Annotated in this window: 24 protein-coding genes; 9 read left to right on the top strand and 15 right to left on the bottom strand. The window is 38.7% G+C overall.

The features are described from left to right. Positions 1-421 precede the first annotated feature (421 nt). The 4 genes from CYP43_RS06460 to CYP43_RS06450 all read right to left on the bottom strand — a co-directional run bounded on the left by CYP43_RS06460 (position 422) and on the right by CYP43_RS06450 (position 5,591). Positions 422-1,789 (bottom strand): hypothetical protein, encoded by a 1,368-nt coding sequence (locus CYP43_RS06460; RefSeq protein WP_103582933.1) that lies wholly within the window; start codon positions 1,787-1,789, stop codon positions 422-424. 248 nt (positions 1,790-2,037) lie between these two features. Next, a complete protein-coding gene (locus CYP43_RS06455) occupies positions 2,038-2,907 on the bottom strand; it encodes an MFS transporter (RefSeq protein WP_180998652.1) in 870 nt (289 codons plus the stop codon). After that, the gene (locus CYP43_RS09510; protein ID WP_180998651.1) at positions 2,904-3,044 is read right to left on the bottom strand and encodes a hypothetical protein; all 141 of its coding nucleotides are present in this window, start codon (positions 3,042-3,044) and stop codon (positions 2,904-2,906) included. Before CYP43_RS09510 ends, CYP43_RS06455 begins: the two co-directional genes overlap by 4 nt. Next, complete coding sequence (locus tag CYP43_RS06450) at positions 3,045-5,591, bottom strand: tryptophanyl-tRNA synthetase (RefSeq protein ID WP_103582932.1); 2,547 nt, start codon at positions 5,589-5,591, stop codon at positions 3,045-3,047. Between the two features lie 168 nt (positions 5,592-5,759). Here CYP43_RS06450 and groES point away from each other — a divergent pair, with 168 nt between their 5' ends. The 3 genes from groES to CYP43_RS06435 all read left to right on the top strand — a co-directional run bounded on the left by groES (position 5,760) and on the right by CYP43_RS06435 (position 9,175). Further along, complete coding sequence (gene groES, locus CYP43_RS06445; RefSeq protein WP_103582931.1) at positions 5,760-6,020, top strand: co-chaperone GroES; 261 nt, start codon at positions 5,760-5,762, stop codon at positions 6,018-6,020. 17 nt (positions 6,021-6,037) lie between these two features. Further along, positions 6,038-7,672, top strand: a complete 1,635-nt coding sequence (gene groL, locus CYP43_RS06440) for a chaperonin GroEL (protein WP_002940160.1) — start codon at positions 6,038-6,040, stop codon at positions 7,670-7,672. 135 nt (positions 7,673-7,807) lie between these two features. Continuing rightward, positions 7,808-9,175 carry a phosphomannomutase/phosphoglucomutase gene (locus CYP43_RS06435; RefSeq protein WP_103582930.1) on the top strand — a complete coding sequence of 456 codons (1,368 nt, stop codon included), beginning with the start codon at positions 7,808-7,810 and terminating at the stop codon, positions 9,173-9,175. Positions 9,176-9,578: 403 nt separating this feature from the next. Here the strand turns inward: CYP43_RS06435 and CYP43_RS06430 are convergent, their stop codons facing one another. The 4 genes from CYP43_RS06430 to CYP43_RS06415 form a co-directional block, all read right to left on the bottom strand. Next, positions 9,579-10,439: a cysteine ABC transporter substrate-binding protein gene (locus tag CYP43_RS06430; RefSeq protein WP_021091264.1), complete on the bottom strand. Its 861-nt coding sequence runs from the start codon at positions 10,437-10,439 to the stop codon at positions 9,579-9,581. 93 nt (positions 10,440-10,532) lie between these two features. Continuing rightward, the gene (locus tag CYP43_RS06425; protein WP_021091230.1) at positions 10,533-11,270 is read right to left on the bottom strand and encodes an amino acid ABC transporter ATP-binding protein; all 738 of its coding nucleotides are present in this window, start codon (positions 11,268-11,270) and stop codon (positions 10,533-10,535) included. Between the two features lies 1 nt (position 11,271). Continuing rightward, positions 11,272-11,940 (bottom strand): amino acid ABC transporter permease, encoded by a 669-nt coding sequence (locus CYP43_RS06420; RefSeq protein WP_103559226.1) that lies wholly within the window; start codon positions 11,938-11,940, stop codon positions 11,272-11,274. Continuing rightward, a complete protein-coding gene (locus tag CYP43_RS06415) occupies positions 11,927-12,580 on the bottom strand; it encodes an amino acid ABC transporter permease (RefSeq protein ID WP_103582929.1) in 654 nt (217 codons plus the stop codon). The genes CYP43_RS06420 and CYP43_RS06415 overlap by 14 nt, the downstream gene beginning before the upstream one ends. Before the next feature lie 110 nt (positions 12,581-12,690). On the opposite strand from CYP43_RS06415, the gene CYP43_RS06410 reads away from it, so the two are divergent. From CYP43_RS06410 to CYP43_RS06395, 4 genes are read left to right on the top strand one after another with little or no spacing between them, the layout of a single operon-like run. Then, the gene (locus CYP43_RS06410; RefSeq protein ID WP_103582928.1) at positions 12,691-12,936 is read left to right on the top strand and encodes a CBU_0592 family membrane protein; all 246 of its coding nucleotides are present in this window, start codon (positions 12,691-12,693) and stop codon (positions 12,934-12,936) included. After that, a complete protein-coding gene (locus CYP43_RS06405) occupies positions 12,933-13,901 on the top strand; it encodes an agmatine deiminase family protein (RefSeq protein WP_103582927.1) in 969 nt (322 codons plus the stop codon). The genes CYP43_RS06410 and CYP43_RS06405 overlap by 4 nt, the downstream gene beginning before the upstream one ends. Positions 13,902-13,903: 2 nt before the next feature. After that, complete coding sequence (locus tag CYP43_RS06400) at positions 13,904-14,830, top strand: cation diffusion facilitator family transporter (RefSeq protein ID WP_103582926.1); 927 nt, start codon at positions 13,904-13,906, stop codon at positions 14,828-14,830. 1 nt (position 14,831) lies between these two features. After that, the gene (locus CYP43_RS06395) at positions 14,832-15,704 is read left to right on the top strand and encodes a carbon-nitrogen hydrolase (RefSeq protein WP_103582925.1); all 873 of its coding nucleotides are present in this window, start codon (positions 14,832-14,834) and stop codon (positions 15,702-15,704) included. A 26-nt stretch (positions 15,705-15,730) separates the two neighbouring features. Here CYP43_RS06395 and CYP43_RS06390 read toward each other — a convergent pair whose 3' ends face one another. The 4 genes from CYP43_RS06390 to CYP43_RS06375 are packed head-to-tail and all read right to left on the bottom strand — an operon-like array spanning position 15,731 to position 18,943. Next, a complete protein-coding gene (locus CYP43_RS06390; protein ID WP_103582924.1) occupies positions 15,731-16,396 on the bottom strand; it encodes a phosphate ABC transporter ATP-binding protein in 666 nt (221 codons plus the stop codon). Then, positions 16,365-17,234, bottom strand: a complete 870-nt coding sequence (locus tag CYP43_RS06385; RefSeq protein WP_219808134.1) for a PstA family ABC transporter permease — start codon at positions 17,232-17,234, stop codon at positions 16,365-16,367. Before CYP43_RS06385 ends, CYP43_RS06390 begins: the two co-directional genes overlap by 32 nt. Then, the gene (pstC, locus tag CYP43_RS06380; RefSeq protein WP_103582922.1) at positions 17,209-18,066 is read right to left on the bottom strand and encodes a phosphate ABC transporter permease subunit PstC; all 858 of its coding nucleotides are present in this window, start codon (positions 18,064-18,066) and stop codon (positions 17,209-17,211) included. The genes CYP43_RS06385 and pstC overlap by 26 nt, the downstream gene beginning before the upstream one ends. A 4-nt stretch (positions 18,067-18,070) precedes the next feature. Beyond that, positions 18,071-18,943, bottom strand: a complete 873-nt coding sequence (locus CYP43_RS06375) for a phosphate ABC transporter substrate-binding protein (protein ID WP_103582921.1) — start codon at positions 18,941-18,943, stop codon at positions 18,071-18,073. 321 nt (positions 18,944-19,264) lie between these two features. Here CYP43_RS06375 and CYP43_RS06370 point away from each other — a divergent pair, with 321 nt between their 5' ends. Both CYP43_RS06370 and CYP43_RS06365 read left to right on the top strand, forming a co-directional pair. Continuing rightward, the gene (locus CYP43_RS06370) at positions 19,265-20,206 is read left to right on the top strand and encodes a TAXI family TRAP transporter solute-binding subunit (protein ID WP_103582920.1); all 942 of its coding nucleotides are present in this window, start codon (positions 19,265-19,267) and stop codon (positions 20,204-20,206) included. Between the two features lie 86 nt (positions 20,207-20,292). Continuing rightward, on the top strand, positions 20,293-22,359 hold the full coding sequence (locus CYP43_RS06365) for a TRAP transporter permease (RefSeq protein WP_103582919.1): 2,067 nt from the start codon (positions 20,293-20,295) through the stop codon (positions 22,357-22,359). Positions 22,360-22,501: 142 nt separating this feature from the next. Here CYP43_RS06365 and CYP43_RS06360 read toward each other — a convergent pair whose 3' ends face one another. The 3 genes from CYP43_RS06360 to CYP43_RS06350 form a co-directional block, all read right to left on the bottom strand. Continuing rightward, positions 22,502-22,987 (bottom strand): tetratricopeptide repeat protein, encoded by a 486-nt coding sequence (locus tag CYP43_RS06360; RefSeq protein WP_103582918.1) that lies wholly within the window; start codon positions 22,985-22,987, stop codon positions 22,502-22,504. A gap of 73 nt (positions 22,988-23,060) precedes the next feature. Further along, on the bottom strand, positions 23,061-23,723 hold the full coding sequence (locus CYP43_RS06355) for a M48 family metallopeptidase (RefSeq protein ID WP_103582917.1): 663 nt from the start codon (positions 23,721-23,723) through the stop codon (positions 23,061-23,063). After that, entirely contained in the window at positions 23,699-25,018 is a 1,320-nt protein-coding gene (locus CYP43_RS06350) for an MATE family efflux transporter (protein WP_103582916.1), read from the bottom strand. The genes CYP43_RS06355 and CYP43_RS06350 overlap by 25 nt, the downstream gene beginning before the upstream one ends. Between the last annotated feature and the right edge of the window lie 85 nt (positions 25,019-25,103).

Genomic DNA, 25,103 nt, shown 5'->3' with positions numbered 1-25,103 from the left:
CATGGATCAGCTCTTTTACGTCGTAAAATTTTTACCTAGGTTTAGCAAAAAATACTGCATCTTGGGGTTTAAAAATTACTAAACAAAATAAAAATTTTCTTGTCCTGGCGGCTTAATTTGTTCTATCTTTAGTCAAAAATTTCTTCATTTCTGCTTGCAGTTGCAAGCTCGCGAAGCAAAACATTTAAAATCATCACAAGATGCTTTGCCTTGATGATTATTCAGTAGCTAAAATTTAAATTTTTATGTGTCTAGTTTGTGCAAATTTTAACTGCGCAACATTTAAATTTATCACAAAATATTACCGCTTTTGAGCCCATTCGTATCGTAAATTTTGCCTAGTCTCCTCATAGCGAAGCTAAAGACAAAAATCATCTTGTCTTTAGCTGTTTAAATTATAAATTTATAGCCAAATGCCGTTTTATGATCTATCCTGCTCTCTTGTGTCTTTTTTCACGCTATACCAAGCAATTAGTAAAAAGAAAAACTCTGCTATATTAAAAAGGTCTATGTTTTTGGTTAAAAGGCCTATAAAGTCTGGCTTACCCGGAAATAGTAGTGTTAAAAGTATGACTGAACTTACCACAAACAATATAAAATTTATCCAAAATAGCCTACTTTTAGTTGCACTTGCTAATCTTGTTGTAAATAAAAATAAAAATACTGTAGCTAACAAATGAGCAAATACTCCAATGTATAAGATTGTGTTGGCACTATAAACTAAAGATTTAATTGAGGCATTGTGCGTACCAAAGATATTTAAAAAATTATAATCGTAAGCATATATATACATGCAGTCAGTTGTTGCTTTTGCTATTGTAAATATCACAAAAAGGATAGAGAAAAATAAGAAATTTGTATGTAGTCTTATCTCATTTAACGTATGTGCTATCTGCTTAACGGCAGAGTAAATAACCGCTAATACTACCGCATAAACAAGAGGCTTTATAAATATTATTGGTCGAAGTGACATTCTTTCTTGATGTGCTAACAAATATTCAAAAAATATATAGTAAAAAAATGTTGCGATAAGGCCAACTAAGCAGGCTTTCGCGGCTAATTGGCTTGAAGATTTGATAGTAGTCACGTTTAAAATCCCATCTTCGCTAGTTACTTGAATTTCGTCACTACTTGCTTGTGTCTTTAGTCGCCACCATGCGATTAAAGCAAGAAAGAAAGCTCCAATATCAATATAATCATAAATTTTATGATCAATTTTAATAAAGTAGCTTGCTATGTGAGATGCGCCAAATAATGCATAAGCCCAAAACATTTTTTCTTTTGTTGTTTTTATTAATTTTGCGATAGATATAAATAAAAATAGTGATGCTATTACGAATAATACTCTCAATAAATAGCTACGAAAAATGAATAGCTGTTTAAATAGGTCATGATTATACATAATCTCTTCGTTGCTATAAAAATAATTCAATATCGTAAAGATAAAATCATCATAGTTAAAATTTCTTTCTCCCAGATACATGACAATTTTAAAAGTTAAAAAAGTTAAAATGACATATATCAAAATGAAAATAGTAAAAATTTTAAAATATGTTCTTAGTTTTGAGGAATTATAAACAGAGCATATCAATGAAATGGCAAAAAATAAAAGTAGCCAACTGATAGAGTCGCAGCATGCTTTGAGGATAAGACTGAAATCACGATTAAGGGTTTTGTAAAGTCCTGAAACGAAAACTAGATACTTAAATATCACCACGATACAAGATATAAGCCCCAACTCTCTGGCGCTTTTTAGCATATATTTTTTTTCTTGTTGAAATGGTTCCAAATTTACTCCTTAAATTAAATCAGTTATTTTATTGTAATTAGTTTAAAAATATTCAAATATTTTAAATCAGGTTAATTTATTTTAATTTTGTATTTATCTCGTAACCGGCTTTAAAAAGTAGCTAGAAGCTGCGCATATAAGCGAAACTGCGGCGATAAAGTAAAATGGGTGCGTTAGGCTAAAGATGTCAGCGATCTTGCCAATGACCGTTGCGAATATGCCGCCAATCGTGATACTAAGGCTAAGCGTTATGCTTGACTAAGCCTATAAACTGATCTGATTTGGCAAATAAAGCTGTGCAAAGGGGTTGAGGGGGTAAAAGATAGGCTGATGTAGCCACTCACGCACATGGAGGCCGCGGGAAATAGCGCGTAGCTGTCGATAAAGAGCATTAGCACGACTAACGGCGCGGCGATGCTTAGGCTTATTTTGATGAGTCTAACTAGGCCGTATCTATCCGCTAGTGCTCCGCCAAATAGCGTAGAGATCGCACCTGCAGCGAAAAAGAGGCTTAAATTTATATTTGCAGCTTCTTTACTAAGGCCAAAAATTTTGATGAGGTAGATGCTAAAAAATGCCGAAAAGCCAAATGCGACGATCGAGCGTGAAAATATACATACGCAAAGTCTTAAAAATGCGCTCAAATCGTCTTTTAAGAGGGTAGTTTTTTGTAAAATTTGCTTTTTGTGATTGCCTTCTAGTGCTTTTATAAATTTGCCCTTTTTAAGGTATAAAAGCGTTAGAAAAATTTGAGGGATTATAAAGACTAGCGCCCCTTTTAGACCAAAATTTCCCACAAAAACAGCGACTAAAATGGGTCCAACTGCAAAGCCGACATTGCCACCAAAAGAAAATATACTTATGCTTTTGGCTCTATTTTTGGCGTTTGAGGCGTAGTTTATGATTCTTGCGGCGCTTGGGTGAAAGAGCGCGGCGCCGATACCGCTTATCATCACGCAAACTAGGATGATGTAGTAGTTTGTCACAAAGCCAGTGAGGCTCATGCCCCCGCCAGCAAGCAGTAGCCCAAGCGGGATGACGTATGGCAGCTCTTTTTTGTCGCTTAGGTGACCGATGAGCGGTTGGATGAGCGAGCTTGCTAAATTCGTGGCGGTCACGAGCGAGGCGGCTGTTGCGTAGTCGTAGTGGTAGCTCGCGATGAAAAGGACAGCATCGCACCAAGCGCGCTTTGGTTTATGTCGCTACAAAAGTGCCCAAGCCCCATTAAATACTTTAAATTTTCCGCCTTTTTCATCTAAAATAGCCCTTTTAAAAGCCCCTTTAGATTTTGCTTTTCGCCGTTTGCACCTTCATCATCTTTGCCGCTTAGTTTTTTGTCTAAAAATCTACCTATCTCTTTTTTGACCTTATTTTCGAGATATTGCGATCTGACGTCGTATTTTAGCTTGCCTGTAATGCCTGAGATTTGCACGTTTAGGTCAGTCTTTTCGAGCCTGCAAACAAGCGGTGCGTTAAGCATTTTTGTAGCTGTGTTATAAGTGCCGTTTGTAACCTTTATATCGCTCTTTGGCGAGCTTAAATTTACATTGAAAACGACATTATCGCCCTTTATATTGCCGTAAATTTTGCCGTCTTTGTAAATCTCTTTTGTGATGTCCTTGCCGGTGAAGGTTTTTATATTGTTTGTAAGATTTGTGTTGGCTAGGTGACCCTCTTTTAGCAAGATGTCAAATTTGCCAGCCCTTTGCTTTGTTTCGTAGTCAAATTTAGCATCGCCGTTGCCATCATAGAGATGCTCTAGCCCCAAAGTCTGCGTTAGCCCTTTGACCTCAAAGTTTTTTAGCACCGCATCAAGCGCGCCACCTTTGTAGGTTGCCTCTAGTTTGCCCTTAAATAGATCATCAGAGGTGGCTTTTACGCTTAGATTATCCACTTTGCCGTTTGCCGTTACGAGGGTTACAAATTTACCGTGAAGCTCGCGGCCAGCTAAAAATGCAAGCTTATTTAGCTCCGAAACTACCGCTTGAAGCTTTAAACTTAGCGTGCTTTTACCGATGTCAAAGCTGCCGTCTATACCCTTTATATCAGCTAGTGAGCTAAGAAAGTCGCCATTAAATTTTGCCATGTCACCTTTGTAATTTAGGCTCAAATTTGAGCTAAATTTCTCGTTTTCTGGGAATTTTTTATCAAGCATTTTGCTAAGCGCTGTGGCGTTAAATTTGCCATCATTTAAAGCGATCGTTGCGGCAATACTTGAGCTTTTACTAAAGATATTTTGCCCCTTTGCTTGGACATTTGTCTTAGCATTTGCTAGTCTGCCGTTGCCACTAAGTGCCAAGATCTCTCCTAGCTGCGCCTCTTTTAGGTTAAGATCAAGATTTTCATTTTTTATGGTGGCGTTTAGCTTGCCAGCAAAGGCATCGCCGCCCAAATTTAGCTCATCTATCTTGCTCTCTTTGAGCTTTACATCGCCCGCAAGTGCCATCTTTGAGCCCACTTCAAAGCCACTAACCGATTTAAATTTCTCAGGGTCGCTAATGAGCAGGGCAAATTTGCTAAAAATTTGGCTATTTTTTAGATCATAAATGCCCTTTACATCCTTTAGCTCGCCAAGATCGCTAAGCACGTTTGCGTCAAAATTTACAAGCTCACCTTTTGCTGTGGCACTGCCTTTTAGCTCAAATTTCGCCGCATTTTTAAGCTTTGCTAGTTCTTTATCTATAAGGCCGTTTTTTATCTCAAATTTAGCCTCGCCTGTAAGCTTTTTTAACTCGTCAAAGCCGCTAAAATTTGCGTTTAAATTTATCTCTCCGTCTGCGTAGCTAGGCTGAAGAGCAAGTGCTAGAAGCTCTTTTAGCTTAATATTAGCTGCATTTAAGGCTAAGTTTTTGCTATCAAAATTTGCATTTATTTTGCCGCCAAGCCCGTTTATATCAGCTTTTAGGTTTTTAAGGGCATTTCCTTGCATTGTAATTTCGCCGTTTGCATCCACAGCGCCACTTAGCTGTTGCCCCAAGAGCTTGCCAAAAAGGGCAAGATCAGGTACGTTTAGAGAAAAGTCGCTCTTTAAATTTTTGCTAACTAGATCATAAGTCGTTTCATTTGCTTTTAAAGTGGCTTCAGGCGCGATGATAAGGGTTTTTGCCACTACTTTTTCATTTGCAAATTTAGCATTTACGCCGCCTTTAAAGTTTATATTTTTTGCTAAAATTAGCCCAAATTCATTTTTTAGAATTTCTTTGTTTATCGCTGCATCGCTTGCTAAAATTTGAGCGTTAATGATCGGCTCATTTTTCTCATCAATCTCTTGCATATTGCTCGTTAGATCAAGTTTGCCGCTAGCCAAATTTGGCTTTTGTGCTAGAGCTGAGATCTCAGAAAGGTCGATGTTTTTAGCGTCAAGATTTAGGGCTTTTGGCAGGTAGTCTTTTAAGTTTGCATTTAAATTTATGTTTGAGCCAAGCGCCGTGCCAGTTGCCGCTAATTTAAAGTCGCTAAAATTACCAGCCATGTTTGCTTTAAGCGCGACGTCTTTTTTTAACCCAAGCTCGCTAGCCTTTGCCTTTTCGGCGTCTATATCTATGTTTAAATTCATGCTTTGAGCAAGCAGTGAAAGCTCACCATTTGCCTTTAAATTTATGGCATTCATCACGGTTGCTTCTAAATTTAGCGTGCTAAGCCCAAGATTAAAATCTTTAAATTTTACATCGATACCGCGAGCAAGTGCTTCTTTTTCTATTTTGCTAGCTATAAATTTATTACCAAAAGAGCTAAAGATAAAGCCAAAAATGCAAAGGATTATCAGGGCCAAAGCCGCTACTAAATAGGCTATTTTTTTCATAAAATTCCTTTATATTAGTTTTACATATCATAAAACTTTAGTGTAAGTGACTAAAGTTTTAATAAAATTTAACTATAAATTATTGACTTTTTTAGAAAAAAGTGCTAGGATCTCATCACTCAAAAATAAAGAGTGCTAAAAAAGACAATTAAACCAAAAGGATGAACAATGAACTTTCAACCATTAGGCAAGCGTGTTCTAGTCGAACGCGTAGAGGAGACAAAGACCACAGCTTCGGGCATTATTATACCTGATAACGCAAAAGAAAAACCTTTAAGCGGCGAGGTAAAAGCAGTCGGGGCTGAAGTAGAGGGCATAAAAGTTGGTGATAAAGTTGTATTTGCAAAATACGGTGGCACTGAGATAAATTTAGATGATAAAACATATCTTGTTTTAAACATTGATGATGTTTTGGGCGTGATTAAATAATTAAAAAAGGAAAAACAATGGCAAAAGAAATTTTTTACTCTGATGATGCAAGAAACCGCCTATACGAGGGCGTAAAAAAACTAAATGACGCTGTAAAAGTGACAATGGGACCAAGAGGCAGAAATGTCCTTATCCAAAAGAGCTTTGGCGCGCCAAACATCACAAAAGACGGCGTTAGTGTGGCTAAAGAAGTTGAGCTAAAAGATACTATCGAAAACATGGGTGCAAGTTTAGTTAGAGAAGTGGCAAGTAAGACAAATGACCAAGCAGGTGACGGCACGACAACAGCTACTGTACTAGCTCACGCGATATTTAAAGAGGGCCTTAGAAACGTAACTGCTGGCGCAAATCCTATCGAAGTAAAACGCGGCATGGATAAAGAAGTAGCAGCTCTTATAGACGCACTAAAAAATATCTCTAAAAAAGTATCTGGCTCAAAAGAGATCGCTCAGATCGCTACTATCTCTGCTAACTCAGACGAGAGTATTGGCAAACTTATCGCTGATGCGATGGAAAAAGTCGGCAAAGATGGCGTCATAACAGTAGAAGAGGCAAAATCTATCCAAGATGAGCTAAGCGTTGTTGAGGGTATGCAATTTGACCGCGGATATCTAAGCCCGTACTTCATCACAAATCCTGAAAAGATGCAAGTTGAGCTAAGCAATCCATTTATATTGCTATTTGACAAGAAGATCACAAATTTAAAAGACTTGCTTCCAGTGCTTGAGCAAGTACAAAAAAGTGGCAAACCACTTTTAATAATCGCTGAAGATATCGAGGGCGAGGCACTTGCAACGCTTGTTGTAAACAAACTTCGCGGTGTGCTAAATATCTCGGCTGTTAAAGCTCCTGGCTTTGGCGATAGAAGAAAAGCAATGCTTGAAGATATCGCTATTTTAACAGGTGGCGAAGTTATCAGCGAAGAGCTAGGCAGAACACTTGAAAGCGCTACCATAAACGACCTTGGACAAGCTTCAAGCGTAGTTATCGACAAAGATAACACAACTATCGTAAATGGTGCAGGCGAGAAGTCAGCAATAGACGCTAGAATAACTCAGATCAAAGCTCAAATCGCAGAAACAACAAGCGACTACGACAAAGAAAAACTTCAAGAGCGCCTTGCAAAACTAAGCGGCGGCGTGGCAGTTATCAAAGTAGGTGCTGCGACTGAAACTGAGATGAAAGAGAAAAAAGACCGCGTTGATGATGCTCTAAGCGCTACTCGTGCAGCTGTTGAAGAGGGCATCGTAGTAGGTGGTGGTTCAGCTCTTATCCTTGCTTCAAAGAGTGTAAATTTAAATTTACAAGGTGATGAGGCAATCGGCGCTGAGATCGTTAGAAGAGCGCTTCGTGCTCCACTTCGTCAAATCGCTGAAAACGCTGGCTTTGACGCAGGCGTTGTGGCAAATGCAGTTGAGACAAGCAAAGATGCAAATTTTGGCTTTAATGCTGCAACTGGCGAATATGTAAATATGTTTGAAGCCGGTATCATCGATCCAGTGAAAGTTGAGAGAGTTGCGCTTCAAAATGCTGTTAGTGTGGCTAGCTTGCTACTAACAACTGAGGCAACTATTAGCGAGATAAAAGAAGAAAAAGCAATGCCTGCAATGCCTGACATGGGCGGAATGGGCGGCATGGGCGGCATGATGTAGCAGCCCTTTTCGAGCTAGAGCCTTTTCTAGCTCGAATTTATATTTAAACTTTAACCTCACTAAATTTATAAAATTATTTACTCCTTTTTAAATTTATTCTTGTATCATTTTGCTTTCTTTTATGGAGAATTTACAATGAAATATGATGAAATTTTTAGAGAATACGACATCCGTGGCATTTTTGAAAAAGACTTGACAGAGGACAGCGTCAAGGCTATAGGGCTTGCTTTGGGTAAGAAATTTAACGAATTTGGCGTGAAAACTTTAAGCGTTGGTTTTGACGCAAGACTAAGTGCTAGCACACTTTTTAGGTATCTGCTAAGCGGTCTAAACAAGGCTGGTGGCTTTAAAATTTATAGTATCGGTTTGTTACCAACTCCTGTTGGCTACTTTAGCGTTTATGCTGATTACTTTGACGCAAACATCATGATCACGGGCTCTCACAATCCAAAAGACTATAACGGCTTTAAGATTACCATTAAAAAAGATAGTTTCTTTGGCAAAGATCTGCAAATTTTAAAAGATAAGGTGAACGAAATAATCGCCTCTGGTGAGCAAATAGCAGACGATGAGAGCTGTGAGAAATTTAACATCTTAGAAAAATATGTCGAGTTTTTTGTAAAAGAATTTAGCGAGCTTAAAAATTTCAAAAAGCCTTTTATCATCGACTGTGCAAATGGCGCTGTTGGCGTGAGCTTGGTGCCGATCGTTAAAGCGCTTGGGCTAAATGCAAAAATTTTATATGAAGATCCAGACGGAAATTTCCCAAATCACCATCCAGACCCAAGTGAAAAAGAGAATTTAAAAGAGATATTTTCGCTCATCGAAAAGAAGGAGTTTGACCTTGGATTTGGCTTTGACGGAGATGGCGATAGGATTGCGGTTATAACGCCAAAAAGAGATATAAAAGGCGATGAGCTAGCCTATCTTTATGCTCTAAATATGAAACATCCAAAGGTGCTTGGTGAGGTTAAATGCTCACAAAATATGTATGATGAGATCGCAAAAATAGGCGAAGTTTTTATGGGCAAGACTGGGCATAGCAACATCAAAAAAATGATGAAAGAGCTAAACGTAGATCTAGCGGCAGAAGTTAGCGGACATATCTTCTTTAAAGAGCGATATTTTGGCTTTGATGATGCGCTTTATGCGATGATGAGGGTGCTTGAGCTGGTTCACAAAGGCTTTGACCTTGACGGTGAGCTTGATAAGATGCCACTTGTCTTTAGCACCGATGAGATCAAGATAAAGACAACTGACGAGGCTAAATTTAATATAGTTACCAAGTTAAAAGAGTGCGTGAAAAACGAGAGTTGCGACCTGCCAAAGATAAAAAATATCATCGACATTGATGGTATAAGGATTCAGTTTGAAAATGGCTGGGCACTGGTGCGCGCGTCAAATACAACGCCAGTTATCGTCACTAGATTTGAAGCAAAGAGCAAGGAATTTCTAGAAGAGATCGAGCAAAAAGTGACAAATCTACTAAAGAGCTTAATGTAGCTTACAATGAGCATTTTGGGCTAAATTTACTCCAAAATGCTTTTAAAATTTTATTTAGACGTTCAAAAACTAAGTTTTATCTTTCTCGTCTAGCTTTTGCGGTTTTTCCTCTGCATACATACTATCTGTAATTTAAATTTATAAAATACATGCGCCTTAGCCTTTTTGAATGTTCATGCGGATAATGCAATTTAAATCCACAAGTAGCCTATCTATTGTTGGCATTCTTTTTTAAAAATAGCTCATTATTACAAGGAGCTCGCCTACTAGCTTGCTGCTTAGATACATAATACTGTCTATCATGCATTTTATGCAGTGTAACCTACAGGTAAAAAACTTCACAAGTGTATTCGTTAAATTTAAAAGATAGAGAGATGGCGTAAAAATTTACGCCATTAAATTTTTAGAGTTTGCCGCCTTCGACGACAAGTGATTCTGGATTGACACTATCACCATAGATCGGTTTTAGTGTAGCATCATAGTCTTTATGGAAGAAATTTTCTTTTCCAAGCTCAATGATCTCATTGTTTAGCCAGTCAAGTAAAACTTTGTTACCTTTTTTAACAGCTGGTGCTATCACATCCACATCACCAAGTGCTTCAACGCCTACAACAAAGCCAGGAGTCTCTTTCGCCCAGGCAAAAAGTAGGGCGTTATCATGCGCTAGTGCGGCACCTCTTTTATCAACCAAAGCTGCAAATGTTTCAGTATTTTGGTCGTATTTTGCAAGCTTAATGTCAGGATAATTTTTTGTAAAAAACGCGTCAGCGGTTGTGCCCTTATTTACGATTAGGGTTTTGTCTTTTAGCTCATCGATGCTTTTTATCACTGCACCTTCAGGGCTTACGATGCCAAGTGAAACCTTCATGTATGGAAGCGCAAAATCAACAACTTGTGCACGCTCAGGTGTTTTTGTAAAATTTGCAAGCGTGATATCTACTTTATCAGCTACTAAAACTTCAACTCTACCAGCAGCCTCGACTAGCTCAAATTTTACCTTGCTCTCATCGCCTAGTAGGTCTTTTGCGATACGTTTTGCAAAGTAAATATCATAGCCTTGATTTTTGCCGTCTTTATCGACATAGCCAAATGGTGGTTTGTCGCTGAAAACACCAATTCTTACATATCCGCGCTCTTTGATCTTTGCGATCGCATCAGCTTCGTTTGAAGCAGCTTTTGCCGTGTCGGCACCTTTGTCATTACCACAACCCGTTAGAAAGACGGTAGCGATTAATGCTAATAAGAAAAATTTAAATTTTCTCACTCTTTCTCCTTGTAAAAAAGTTAAATAAATAAGAGCGTTAAAATTTCGCTCTAAACGCATTTTGAAAAAACGGCAAATTATCTCTTATTTTTTCTAAAACGAGAATAAATTTAGAAATTTCTTCGCGCGATCGCTCTTTGGGTTGGTAAAAAATTCCTCTGGCTCGCTGATCTCCACGATCGCCCCAGCGTCCATAAATACGATCTTGTTTGCAACCGCCCTTGCAAAGCTCATCTCGTGGGTGACTATTAGCATCGTCATGCCATCTTTGGCTAAATTTAGTATCACGTCAAGCACCTCTCTAACGATCTCTGGATCAAGCGCAGCCGTAACCTCGTCAAATAGCATGATCTCAGGGTTTAAACAAAGGCTTCTTACTATTGCTATGCGTTGCTTTTGACCGCCACTTAGCTCCTTTGGATAGGCAAATTTCTTATCAAGCAGTCCAACCTTGCTTAACCACATATCAGCGGTCTTTTCAGCCTCGGCCCTATCTCTTTTTTGCACCTTTAAAGGCCCAAGAAGGACGTTGTCTATGACGTTCATATGATCAAAGAGCTCGTAGCTTTGAAAGACCATGCCGACTTTTTGGCGGATCCTTTGCCAATCATTAAATTTAGCATCAATCACTTCACCATCGATTATTATCTCACCGCTTGCGATACTCTCAAGGCCGTTTATGCACCTAAGAGTTGTGCTTTTGCCACAGCCTGATGGGCCAAGAAGCACGACTACTTCACCGCTTTTTACCTCTAAATTTATATCCTTTAAGGCGTGAAGCTCTCCATAAAATTTGTTTATTTTTTTAAGTTCTAATATATTTTCGCTCATTTTAGCTCCATTTTTCTTCTAGTTTTTTTGATAATTTTGAGACTGGATAGCAGATCGCAAAATATAAAAAGAATATGAGCGTGTATATCCAAAATGGCGCCATAGGATTTGTAAATACATTTCGCTCGATGATCTGCTGGCCGACTTTGACCACCTCTACAACGCCGATTAGAACGACGATAGAGGTTGTTTTTATCATACGACTTAGTAAATTTACTGCTCCAGGCACTAGCCTTCTTGTGGCAAGCGGGATGATGACGTGAGAGTAAATTTGAAATTTACTAAGCCCAAGTGATGCCGCTGATTCAAATTGATGTTTTGGTATTGATGTTATTGCGCCACGCACGATGTCCATCATTTCAAAAATTCCCCACAAGCTAAAGACGATGAGTGAGGCTGTAAATGCTGAAATGTGGATATCAAACGCCTTGCTGACACCAAAATAAAATAAAAATAGCCAAACGATCTGAGGCATTATGCGAACGATTTCTAGGCAAATTTTTAAAATAAAATAGATAAATTTGTTTTTCATGCTCATAAGCACGCCAAGCACTAAGCCACCGATTATAGAGATAAAAATAGAGATAAATGAAATTTCTGTGCTAACGACTAGACCTTCAAAGAGTCTTAGTAAATTTTGCGTGTCAAATAAAATACTAACTCCTTGCATTTCTCACCCTTTTTTCGACGTAGCTAAGCGCCAGCGAGACTGGCAAGATGATGACAAGATAGCTAATAACCAGCATAAAAAGTGCCTCATCTGTCTTGTAGTAAAGTCCGATGAGATCCTTTGCGACATAGACTAGATCAGCAAGAGCTACTATGCTAACGATGCTTGTCTCTTTTAGTAAAAATATGACGTTTGCGCTGATACTTGGCAATGCCACGCTAAAGGCTTGTGGCAAGATGACATATCTTAGGAGCTGATTTTTGCTAAGTGCGATACTAAGACCTGCTTCTATCTGCGACTTTCTAACCGCCTCAAAGCCAAGCCTAAAACTCTCGCTCATGTAGCTGCCGCCAAGAAAGCTAAGTCCCGCGACCGCACAGGTAAAGCCACTCATCGACACTCCAAGCTTTGGCAAGCCGTAGTATAAAAAGAAGAGCTGGATAAGAAGCGGCGTGTTTCTTGAAAGCTCAACGTAGCAATCAATCACTTTTGATAGAAATTTTAGCTTGTAAAATTTTACAGCCATACAAAAAATACCGATCAAAATAGAAAAAATGATCCCTAAAAAGGCGATCTCAATCGTAAGCAACCCGGCCTTTACAAAAAGTGGGTAAAATTTCTCAATAAACTCAAAATCCATAAATATTAATCCAATCTGAAAAATGGATGTATTTTATCCTAATAATCATAAATTTAAAACTAATTAGGTATTATCGCAACTTAATTTTAAGCTTGCAAAAAGGATAAATTTTGATCGATCTTTTTCAGATCATTGGCTTTTTAGGGATGATTTGCATCGTGATGGGCTACTTTTTACTTCAGATCGGCCGCCTAAATAGCCGCGATCTAGCCTATCAGATAATAAATTTAGTAGGCACTATACTACTCATCATCTCGCTTTTTGTGCACTTTAACCTCGGTTCATTTTTGATAGAGGTCTTTTGGATATTCATTACGATTTATGGAATTTATAAAATTTATAAGGAGAGAGCGTGAGAGCTTACGCAGAGTGGGAAGAGCAGGAGCTTTTGTTTTTATCATTGCCACACAGTAAGAGCGACTGGGAGCCCTATTTAGAGGAGATTTTGGCGAGCTATGAGGAGCTTGTGGCTGCTATTACGCCCTATGAGAAGGTGGTGCTCATCTGCCCTGATGAGGCAAATTTTTCTAGGTTTAAGAAATTTAAAAATGTTGAGTTTGTTAAACTTGAGACTGACGATACTTGGATCAGAGACTACGGTATGATCGACGTTTGTGCTGAAAATGGCGTAAAGAGCTACGACTTTAAATTTAACGCTTGGGGCGGTAAATTTAAAAGCTCAAAAGATGATGCGATAAATTTAGAGCTAGCTAAAATTTATAAAACTAAGCTTGAATCAGTTGATATGATACTAGAGGGTGGCAGTATCGAGTTTAACGGAGATGGCGTGCTTTTAACCACCTCAAAATGCCTGCTAAATGAAAATAGAAACAAAGCACTTAGTAAAGAGCAGATAGAAGAAAAGCTTAAAAATTTATTTGGTCTAAAGCGTATAATATGGCTTGAAAGTGGCTTTATAAGAGGCGATGACACAGATAGTCACATCGACACTTTAGCGCGTTTTATCACGCCTGATACGATAGCTTACGCAGCTTGCGATGACGAGAGCGATGAGCACTTTGATGAGCTTAAAAAGATGGAAGATGAGCTTAAAAAAACTGGCTTTAAGCTACTTGCTCTACCACTTCCTAAGCCTAAATTTTATGAGGGCAAAAGGCTTGGCTGCACCTATGCAAACTTCATCTTTATAAATGGCGCGCTAATCGTGCCAACATATAACGACGAAAACGATGAAAAGGTGCTAAATTTACTAGCTCAGGCACTGCCAGACAGAAAGATCATCGGTGTAAATTCACTAGTTTTTGTCCGTCAAAATGGCTCGCTTCACTGCTCAAGCCAAAATAGATACAAAAGGTCTTAGTCTTGTCAAGTCCGTTTGATTATGAGTTTAACCGTATAAATAAGCAGGAGTGCACGCAGGGTGAAAATAAGGCTGTTATCGCAGCTGGAGCTTGCGCCTTTTTGCTCGCACTTGTGAAATTTACAGCTGGGCTTTTTAGTGGCTCGGTCGCTGTGCTTGGCTCGGCGATAGACTCGATGCTTGATTTTATAGTTTCGCTTTTAAATTTATTTGCGCTTAGAAAGTCAAGAAAGCAAGCCGATGAGAGATTTAACTTTGGCTACACAAAGCTAGAGGCCTTGGCAGCGCTATTTGAGTGCATCATAATCGTGCTAGCGGCGGGCTTTATCTTTTATGAGAGCATTAAGAAATTTAGCAAGCCAAATTTAGAGATAGACCTTGGCTTAAGCCTTGGTGTGATGATATTTTCAGTCGTAGTGACGCTATCTTTGGTGCTATTTTTAAGCCAAATTTCTAAAAAAAGCGGAAACCTTATCATAAAAGCAGACGCACTACACTATAAGATCGACCTTTTTAGTAACCTAGCAGTCATCATCTCGCTACTTATCATTAAATTTAGCGGATTTGTGATGATAGATGCGATCTTTGGTATCGTGATAAGCGGCTACATCGCTCAAAGCGCTATAAATTTAGGTAAAGACGCCTTTGGCATCTTGCTAGATCACGCAGCAAGCCCTGAAGTCACAGATGAGATCATCAAAATGATAAAGGCAAAGCAGAGAATTTCAGACTTTCACTACTTAAACACAAGACAGAGCGCAAATACCATATTTTTAACGCTGCATTTAGTTTTTGACAAAGATATCTCGCTTTACGATGCGCACGAGGTGGCCGACTCGCTTGAAGCTGAGATAAGAGAGAAATTTAGGGATTATTCTTGGCAGATAACCACGCATTTAGATCCATATAACGACAAAGAAGGGAAATGAGATGAAAGTAGCACTACTTCAACAAGAATTTAAAGGGACAAAAGAGGCGACTATCGCAAAGACACTTGAGCTAATAGCTGAGGCAAAAAAAGGTGGCGTTGATCTAGTCGTCTGCCAAGAGCTGCACCAGACGCAGTACTTTTGCCAAAGCGAGGATACAAATTTCTTTGATCATGCAAACGACTGGCAAGAGGATGTCGCTTTTTGGGGCAGGGTGGCAAAAGAAAATGGCGTGGTTTTGGTCACTTCGCTCTTTGAAAAGAGGGCTGACGGACTTTATCACAACACCGCCTTTGTCTTCGAGCGTGACGGCAGTGTGGCTGGCAAATACCGAAAAATGCATATCCCTGATGACCCTGGATTTTATGAGAAATTTTACTTTACGCCTGGCGACATTGGCTTTGAGCCAATTGAAACCAGCCTTGGTAAGCTTGGCGTTTTGGTGTGTTGGGATCAGTGGTATCCAGAAGCAGCTAGGCTGATGGCGCTAAAAGGAGCAAAAATTCTCATCTACCCAACGGCTATTGGCTGGTTTGAGATCGATAGTGATGATGAAAAGTCAAGACAGCTTGAAGCGTGGGTGGCGGTGCAAAGAGGCCACAGCGTGGCAAATGGCCTGCCGGTTGTTGCGGTAAATCGTGTGGGCTTTGAAAAAGATGATAGCGGCGTGATGGATGGGATAAAATTTTGGGGAAATAGCTTTGTTTTTGGGCCACAAGGCGAGCAGCTTTTCCGTGCAAATAGCACAGATGAGCTTTGCAAGATCGTTGAAATAGACATGAAAAGAAGCGAAGAAGTGCGCAGAATCTGGCCATTTTTAAGAGATCGCAGGATCGATGCCTACGCAAATATCACAAAAAGATTTATAGACTAAATTTAGAGCTAGAAATTCTAGCTCTTTTAAAATGTAAATTTCTTATCTACTATGCGGACTATCCTGCCGTCAAGCCTTTTTGCCTGCTCTTCATTGTGCGTGGTGATGATGATGGTGTATCTTTGCGACAAGCTTTTTAAAAGATCTTCTACGATCAAGACATTTTTCATATCAAGCGATGAGCAAGGCTCATCAAGCATGAGCACTTCAGGTTTTGTAGTTAGCATCCTTGCGATGCAAAGTCTTTGCTTTTGACCGCCAGAGAGCTTGCTAGCTGGCATATCTAAGTCACTTATCTCATCTAGCAAATTTACACTTTTAAGTAGCTCTTCTACCCTTTTTTGCTTATCTTTTATGCTGCCTTCATAAAATTCCATCGCATAGGTCAAATTTCTTTCTACACTAAAAGGAAAGAGCGTGGCGTCTTGAAAGAGTATGGCTAGTTTTCGTCTTAGCCAAATTTCGCCCTTGTTTTTGATATTTTCACCTTTAAATAGTATCTCTCCGCTATATCTGCCGCCTTTTTGCTCTAAAAAGCCATTTAGTGCCGAAATAAATGTTGATTTACCACATCCTGAGCTGCCCATTAGGCAGATGATCTCGTTTTCGGCGACGTTTAAATTTAGATCTTTTAAAATTTCATTATCTTGATAAAAAATACTAAGATCTTTTATGTTTAAAATATCTGGCAATTTTCTCTCCTATATCAAATAAAACTACGGCTGAAAGCAGGTGCAAAATGATCAATATAAAAATGAGCACGAGTGCCGTGGCGTAGGCATTTTGCGTTGCGACTGACTGGCTTAGGAGCATGTGCAGGTGAAAAGGCAGTGCCATAACTGGTGAGAGCAGGCCCTCGGCCTTTGCCATGAAGACGACCCCTGTTAAAAGTAGTGGCGCAGTTGCCCCTACGGCGTAGCTGCCAGCTAGTATCAAGATCGATATAATATTTTTTCTAATAGTTGGCAAAACAAGCTTTCTGGCCATGAAATTTTTATCAACGCCAAGCGCGAAGCTATCTCTTAACATCTTTTCATCGATCTGCGAGATTACCTTTTCAACGCTTACTTCAACAAACGGAAAGACCATCAAAGCAAGCGTAATGCTAGCTGTTAGTAGGCTTTTAGGGATATCAAGACTAACGATAAAAAGCCCATAAACAAACATCCCAAGCAAGATAGAGGGTATGGAGGCCATCGTTTGGATGATAAATTTAAGCCCAAGCTTTATCGTACTAGAAGTGCAGTAAATTTGCCTATAAATGGCGCAGCTAACGCCAAGGAGCGCAGAAAATATCATAGATAGTATCATCAGTAAAAATGAGCCTATGATAGCGTCTCTTATGCCGCCACTCTCACCTAAATTTAAACCTTGTGGATTTTTAGCTAGAAAGTCTAAATTTATCTGAGAGATGCCATTTGCAAAGATGAAATAAAATATCCAAAATATCACCGCAACCACTATAAATACGCAAAGATAGGCGTAAAATTTGACTATAAAATCTTTAAAAGCATTCATTGTTTTTCTCAAATTTAAAGATAAAAATATTTAGCAAAAATATAAAAACAAGCAGGATAAATCCGCTTGCAATAAGGGCGTGATAGTGCAAGCTGCCAGCCTCGCTCATACCCATTTCAAGGGCTATTAGAGATGGTATGGTCTGAGCTTTTGAGAGTAGGTGCGGAAAAAGCGGGGTGTTGCCTATGACCATCATCACAGCCATCGTCTCGCCAGCTGCTCTTGAAAATGCTAGTATAAAGCCTGAAATGCTAGCTTTTATGGATTTTCTAAAAATGACTTTTCTTATAAAATATCCCGTGCTTACGCCAAGTGCGTCTGAGTTTGTTTTGAAATTTTGCTTTAGCAGATCAACACTTTGGAGCAAGTGCGAGGTAAAAAAGGGCAGTATCATGACGCTAAGGATGAGGCTAGCTGCCAAAACTGACTCGCCAGCAGACATTTTTAGCCCTGACTCTATAATTTTTACAACCGTGTAAAGCGCGAAAAATCCATAGATGATAGAGGGTATGCCAGCTAGTATCCGTATCATCCAGTCTAGCACGTGTTTAAGCCAGGCGCTCGTAAAAAAGCATATAAATATAGTAACGCCAAGTGAGATAAAAAATGAAAATATGCAAGCTAAAAACGCAACTACGAAATTTGCGACCAGGATATTAAAGAGTCCAAAGCTAAAAGGCTCTGTGCTAACGTCCCAGTCGCCATTTAGCAAGAAGTCAAAGAGGCTTACTTCTGTAAAAAAACTCGTGGAATTTAGCAGTAAAAACCCCACGAGTAAAAGCAAAAGCATGGCGGATAAAAGTGTAAAAAGATATATCGCGCCTTTAAAAATTTGCCCTGTCATTAGACTATTTTACTGGTATAAATCCCATTTTTTCGATAGTCTTTTGACCTTCGGCTGAATTTAGCACGTCAACAAAAATTTGCTCACTCTTGCTTAGATCGCCACTTTTTACGATGATGAGCGGACGAGAGATGTAGTATTTACCATCAACTATATTTTTAACAGTTGGCTCGACGCCGTCAACGTTTAGCGGTATTAGCTTGCCTTTGTTTTGATTTGTGATACCAAAAGATGCGTAGCCAATAGCATTTTTATTTTCGATGATTTTAGAGACCAATGCGCCCATTGAAGGTGATTGGATGACATTTTTACTAACTTTTACATCTTTCATTATCTTTTTTTGAAATACCTCGTGAGCGCCGCCACCTAGATCTCTTGTAACTACGACAATTTCGTCATTTGGTAGGGATTTGTCAAGGTCGCTCCACTTTTTGTACTCGCCTGAGAAAATTTTGATAATCTCATCTTTACTCAAATTTCCGCCCTTTAGCTTTATCACCTCATTTTCTGGGTTTACAGCCACGCAAAGTGCATCTATGCCAAGCGTATAGGCTTTCATATCTTTGATCTTTGCTTTTTCACTATCTTTTACGTCGCGAGCTAGCATGCCAAAGTCAGCGACATGATCAAGCACGGCTTTCACGCCAGCACCAGAGCCACCAGCTGAGACAAAGATGGTGATATTTTTGTTTGGCAATGCGCTATCTACTTTATCCCAAGTCTCGTACTTTTCGATAAAGTCGGTTGAAATTTTAGCGATGACTGGAGCTAGAGTAGATGAGCCACTAAAGCTAACTTGTGTTTTTTCGTCCGCACCAGAAGCGAAATTTAGAGATAAAAGCAGCATTGAAGCGGCCAACATAAGTGATTTTTTCATAAATTCCTCCATAAATAAATTTTTGATTGTTATTAACATTTATAAAAGCTATTGATTAGTTGTAAATTTGCAACAGTTTTTCTAAAACTTAGAACTGCGGTGGATTATACAATAAAAAATGATATTTAAATAGCTGGTTTATCAAATTTATTTTGACTAATAAATAAATATAAATTTAGTCTTAAGAAAATATTTTTTTAAGTCTTGATTGTGTAGAATGGTTGCAACTTTACTAAAACGGCATGAAAATATCATATCAAATAAGGTAAAAAGCTAAATTTATAGAATAAAATAGCCTTAAATTTCTTGAAAGGATCTTAGATGAAAACTACTTCTTTGGCACTTGCTGGCTTGCTTTTAGCAACAACTCTTTCAGCAAAAGAATTTATCAGTATTGGTACTGGCGGCATGACAGGCACTTATTATCCGATAGGTGGAGCGATTTGCCGTTTAGCAAACAAAAATACTAATGTAAAATGCTCAGTTCAATCAACTGGCGGCTCAGTCTATAACGTGAATAACGTCCTCAAAAAAGAGCTTACATTTGGCTTTGTTCAAAGTGATGTCGTTTATGATAAATATAACGGCACTGGCAAATTTGACGGAGCAAAAGATGAAAATTTACGATCAGTAGTTGCCATCTATCCAGAACTTCTTGCATTTGTTGTGGCAAAAGATAGCGGTCTAACAAGCGATCTTGCTTCATTTGCAGGCAAAAAGTATAACGTTGGAAACCCAGGCAGCGGTAACGAAGTAAGCACGCTTGAAGTCTTCAAAGCAAAGGGCTTTGACGTTTCAAAACTAGGATATCGCGGTGTTTTAACAGTTGGTGAATGCCCACACGCACTAAAAGATAAAAAGATAGACGGATATAGCTTTGTTGTCGGCCACCCAACCGCAAACATCACTGACGCTGCGACATCTTTGCCTATTGATATCTTAAATATCGAAGGTAGCGAGATTGACAAGCTTCTTGCGGACAAGCCATACTTTGCAAAAGGCGTGATCCCAAAAGGCTCATATGATGGCGTAGATCACGATGTAAATACTATCGGCGTAAAAGCTGTTTTGGTAACTAATAAAGATACAAAAGATGAGGCTGTAAAAGCTGTGATAAAAGCTATTTTAGACAACTTTGATGAGTATAAAACTCTTCACCCAGCGCTAAAATCAGTAAACAAAGAAGATCTTGTTCAAGGTCTTTCAGCTCCGCTTCACCCAGCTGCAGAGGCTGCATTTAAAGAGGCTGGTATTTTAAAATAATCTATTTCCAGAGGCTTTTGCCTCTGGATAAAATTTAAATATACAAATTCTTTTAAATTTATATATTTAAATTTTAAAGGAGAGAGATGAACGAAGTCAAAGACAACGAAGAACAATTTGTCGAAGTAAAAACAAGGGAGATAAATAGCAATTTTTATAACTATTTTATTGCGATTGTATGCTTTTCTTGGTCAGTTTTTCAGCTTTATATAGCTTATTTTCCGCTTAATACAAATATTTCGCGCTCAATACACTTAGCCTTTGCGGTTGGGCTTGTATTTTTGCTTTATCCAGTCACTTTTCATAAAAAGGCACATTCTAGTTTGCCATTTTACGATCTGGTCTTTTGTGTGGTAGGCGTTGTTGCCGTACTTTATCCAGCGGTTTATTTTTATGAACTAGCTGATAGGACAGGGGACTACATCACGCAAGATATCGTCATATCATTTTTGGCGATCATTGTCTTGCTTGAGGCTGGCAGGCGTGTCATGGGGCCAGCACTTCCAATTATTTGTATATTATTTTTGATATATGATCACTTTGGTCCTTATATGCCAGACATTATCGCTCATCAGGGTGCCAGCTTTGAAAAGATCGCAGGCCATATGTTTTTGACGACTGAGGGTATATTTGGTGTACCTATCGGAGTTAGCGTTAGTTTTATCTATCTTTTTGTTCTCTTTGGCTCATTGCTTGAGAGGGCAGGTGCTGGGCAATATTTCATAAATTTAGCTTTCTCTCTTCTTGGCAAATATAGAGGTGGCCCGGCTAAGGCTTCAGTCATCGCAAGTGGTCTAACAGGCATGGTTTCAGGAAGCTCCACAGCAAATGTTGTAACCGTTGGCACATTTACCATACCGCTTATGAAAAAAGCTGGTCTTTCTCGCACAAAAGCTGGAGCTATCGAGGTTGCAGCTGGTGTAAATGGACAGCTCATGCCTCCTATCATGGGTGCGGCTGCTTTTATCATCGCTGAGTTTTTGGGCATGACATATACAAATGTCATGATGGCAGCGATTATCCCAGCGTTTGCTTGCTATTTGTCGCTATTTTTTATCGTTCATTTAGAGAGCGTCAAGCTTGGCTTAAAAGGTATAAATCAAAGCGAGTTTCACTCAAGATTTAAAATTTTTGTAAGTGGCCTTCACTATATAACTCCGATTTTGATTTTACTTTATACACTATTAATCGCAAAAGAATCAGCCATCGCTGCGGCGTTTAATGCGATTGGATTTTTATTTTTAATAATGATCTTTCAAGAGCCAGTTAAAAAACTAGCAAGTGGCGAAAAAGTTGGAATAAATGATGTGTTAATAGGCTTTGAAGATATATTTTGGGCGATGGTTGCAGCCGCAAAAAGTATGACAACGATCGCTATAGCAACCGCACTTGCAGGTATCATCGTGGGCTCTATCTCTTTAACTGGCCTTGGCCAAGTACTTTCAGATTTAGTTGAGTTACTTGCTGGTGATAATATAGTTATGATATTGCTTCTTACTGCGATGATGTCACTTATACTAGGAATGGGTCTTCCAACGACAGCAAACTACATCGTAGTTTCAAGCCTTGTGGCACCTGTTATTTTATTTTTAGCGCACAAAAATGGCTTTTTAATCCCAGCCATTGCTGTGCATCTTTTTGTCTTTTACTTTGGAATTTTAGCTGATGATACGCCACCAGTTGGTATCGCAGCTTATGCAGCAGCTGGCATTGCTAAAGCAAATCCTATAACCGTTGGCGTTCAAGGATTCTTTTATGATCTAAGAACGGCGATCTTGCCATTTGCCTTTTTCTTTAACAACAAACTTATGCTGATAGAAAGCGTAAATGAGGGCGATCCGCTTGATTCAAAAGGAATAGTTTGGATGAGTAATCCGCTTGAAATTTTACTTGTCTTTGGTATGGCGATCGTGGGAATGTTTGCATTTTCAAGCTTACTTCAAGGCTACTATGTCACAAAGCTTAGAATTTGGGAGCGTATTCTTTTGATCCCTGTTGTGCCACTAGCTCTTGTACCAAATATATGTGTGAAATTTAATCTTATACCAAACGAATACACTGCTTATATCGTAGCTGCTGTACTTTATGGATTTGTTTTTATGACTCAATGGGGTATTAAAGATAAACCACTTGATCAAATAAAAATAATTTAATCTTAGGCAAGAGCACTCTTGCCTAAATTTCTAATATAAATTTTTAGACTACCTTTATACTTTGAGTAATTTCTATTTAAAATAAGTGTGTTTTTTTTGGATTTTTTGTTTTAAGAAATTTTTAGGCTCGTAAGCCTAAAAATTATAGTTGTTTTGAGCGTCTTAGATCGCCTGCAAATTCGCAAGACATCTTATCGCCTAATTCGCAGCCTTTTACTAAAAATTCATAAGCTTTTTTAAATTCTTTAGCCTCTATCAAGATAGAACCTACCATCTCGCAAGAATATCCATCATTCTTATCACAAGCTTTATTGAAAAGTTCTCTTGCTTTTTGTGGCTCAGTATTTAGATAAAGTCCACCAGCTGCCGAGCAACCTTTAACCTCACCAGCTTCGCAAGCTTTATTATAGTACTCTAAGGCCTTGTTTGGATTAGGTAGAGCTGTTTTTCCTAGTTGGTAAATCGCTCCAACTTTTACGCAAGATTTTACATCATTTGCCAAACATCCTGCTTCAAATTTAGCCAAAGCTTCTTTGAAATTCGAGCTCCCATATGCCTTTAGGCCATCTTCAAAGTTACCTGCAAAAGCACAAGCAGCTAATATTGAGATAAAAATCATTTTTTTCATTGAAATTCCCTTTTTTGTGAATTAACATGCAATTTTAGCATATTAATTTTTACACTTACTTGATGAAAAATAATTACGCTTTTAAAATTTGCTCTTGTTTTTTATAATCAGGCATGATTTTTTCTATAAAATCGTAAAAACTTTTTTGATGATGCGGATAGAGTAGGTGTGTTAGCTCGTGAAGAACGACGTAGTGCACGGCTGAGAGCGGCTTTTCTATGAGTCTTAGGCTTAGGTTTATATAGCCTTTTTTGTGGTTGCAACTACCCCAGCGAGTTTTGCTGTTTCGTATGACGATGCGCTTGATTGGCTTATTTATAAAAGGCTGAAAATGGCTTACAAGCTCTAAAAATAGCTCTTTTGCCCTTACTTTTTTAAAACGCTCAAGACCTTTTAAATTTGGAGTAAAGACAATCTCGCCATCAAAAAATGGCTCTTTAAAATTTTCATCAAATTTTATCTTATAAATTTGTCCAAGAAATTTCATCTCATCATCTTTTGGTAAATTTGCAATGGCTTTTTTGTAAGTATTTTCGAGCCAAATTTTATGCATCTCAAGAAAGCTAAGAGCCATCTTTTGCGTGCTGTAAAATGGCATAGAAAGCGTGATCTTAGCGTCCTTGCCAACTCTTAGACGCATGGATTTTACATTTGTTTTAAAATTTATTAAAACGCTTAGCCCATAAAAGTCTAAAATTATGCTCTTTTGCTTTAAACTAGGCGTTTTTCTTGCCATTTTTTACTTCTCCAACGCCACGTATTTGCAAGGCCTCTTAGCCATTCATCAGCACAAAACCCTATCCAAACGCCGATAATCCCCCAACCAAGATAGATGCCTAAAAAATATCCAAGTGGCAGTGAAAGCCCCCACATAAAGATAAGCCCAGTTGCTAGTGGAAATTTTGCATCACCGCTTGCACGAAGGGCATTTACGATGACAATGTTAAAGGTTCTGCCCGCTTCAAGAAATATCGAAAGTGTAAAAAGTGGCAACATGATCGCACGTAAATTTTCGTTTAAATTTAGTGCGTTCATGATTTGATGCTTTAGCGCATAAGCTATAAGCACGACTACAAGCGTTATAAAAACTCCAAGTCTTAGCGCTCTAAATGTCCTTGTGTAGGCCTCGTTAAACTCGCTTGCTCCAACTAAATGTCCTACAATGACCTCGTTTGCCACGCTAATGCTCGCTCCACAAAGCAAGATAAGAAGCGTGATCTGAAAGTAAATGGTCTGCACGCTAAGGCTAGCCTCGCCCATGCTTGCCACAAAGCCAAAAGCGACCATGTATTGCGCCATCCAGAGTAAATTTTCGCCTGCGCTTGGAAGGCCGATTGAGAGGATTTTCTTTAAAATTTCAAATGGCACGACAAGTAGCTTTTTAAAGTAAATTTTAACTTTTGCCTTTTGACTTAGCATATAAGCTAGCACAAAAATGCCTACTAGTCTGCCAACAAGTGTCGAGATAGCGACTCCTTGTAGGCCTAAATTTGGCAGATTAAACCAGCCAAAAAGGGAGATAGCATTGCCTAAAATCGTAATTACGTTCATTAAAACCGAAGTTAGCATAACAGCAGTTGCTAGATTATATACGCGAAGCACCGCAGCTAGCACCATGCCGATACCATCAAAAAGTAGGGCAAAGCCAAGGATGTGAAGATATGAGAAGCTATCATTTATAAGCTCTTTTGGCACGTTTAGTAAATTTAAGATGTTGTAGCCAAAGACGTAGATGACGATAGCCGAGAAGATACCAAAGAGCGTATTTGACGTGATACTTGCGTGTATGACGTTTGAAGCAAGATCGTTCTTTTTAGCTCCCAGCGCTTGGGCGACGACGACTGAACAGCCAATGCTTAGGAAGTTAAAAATGGTCATAAAAAGATCCATCACTTGATTGCCAGCACCCATGGCACCAACTAGATGCACACTCACTTTTGTCACCATGTAGGTGTTGATGATGAGCGTAATGAAGTGTAAAAACATATCCAAAAATATCGGAACTACGAGTTTTCTCATAGATAAGTTCATTAAATTTTCCTTAATTATTTTAAAATTTTGGCGATTATAGCCAAAATTAGGTTTTAGCTCCCTTTTGATATAATCGCAAGAAATT

It is taken from the genome of Campylobacter concisus, assembly GCF_002913045.1.
GTDB classification, from domain to species: Bacteria; Campylobacterota; Campylobacteria; order Campylobacterales; family Campylobacteraceae; genus Campylobacter_A; species Campylobacter_A concisus_AP.
Note: the sequence above shows the minus strand (reverse complement) of the source record. Positions and strands in the feature narration are given on the sequence as shown.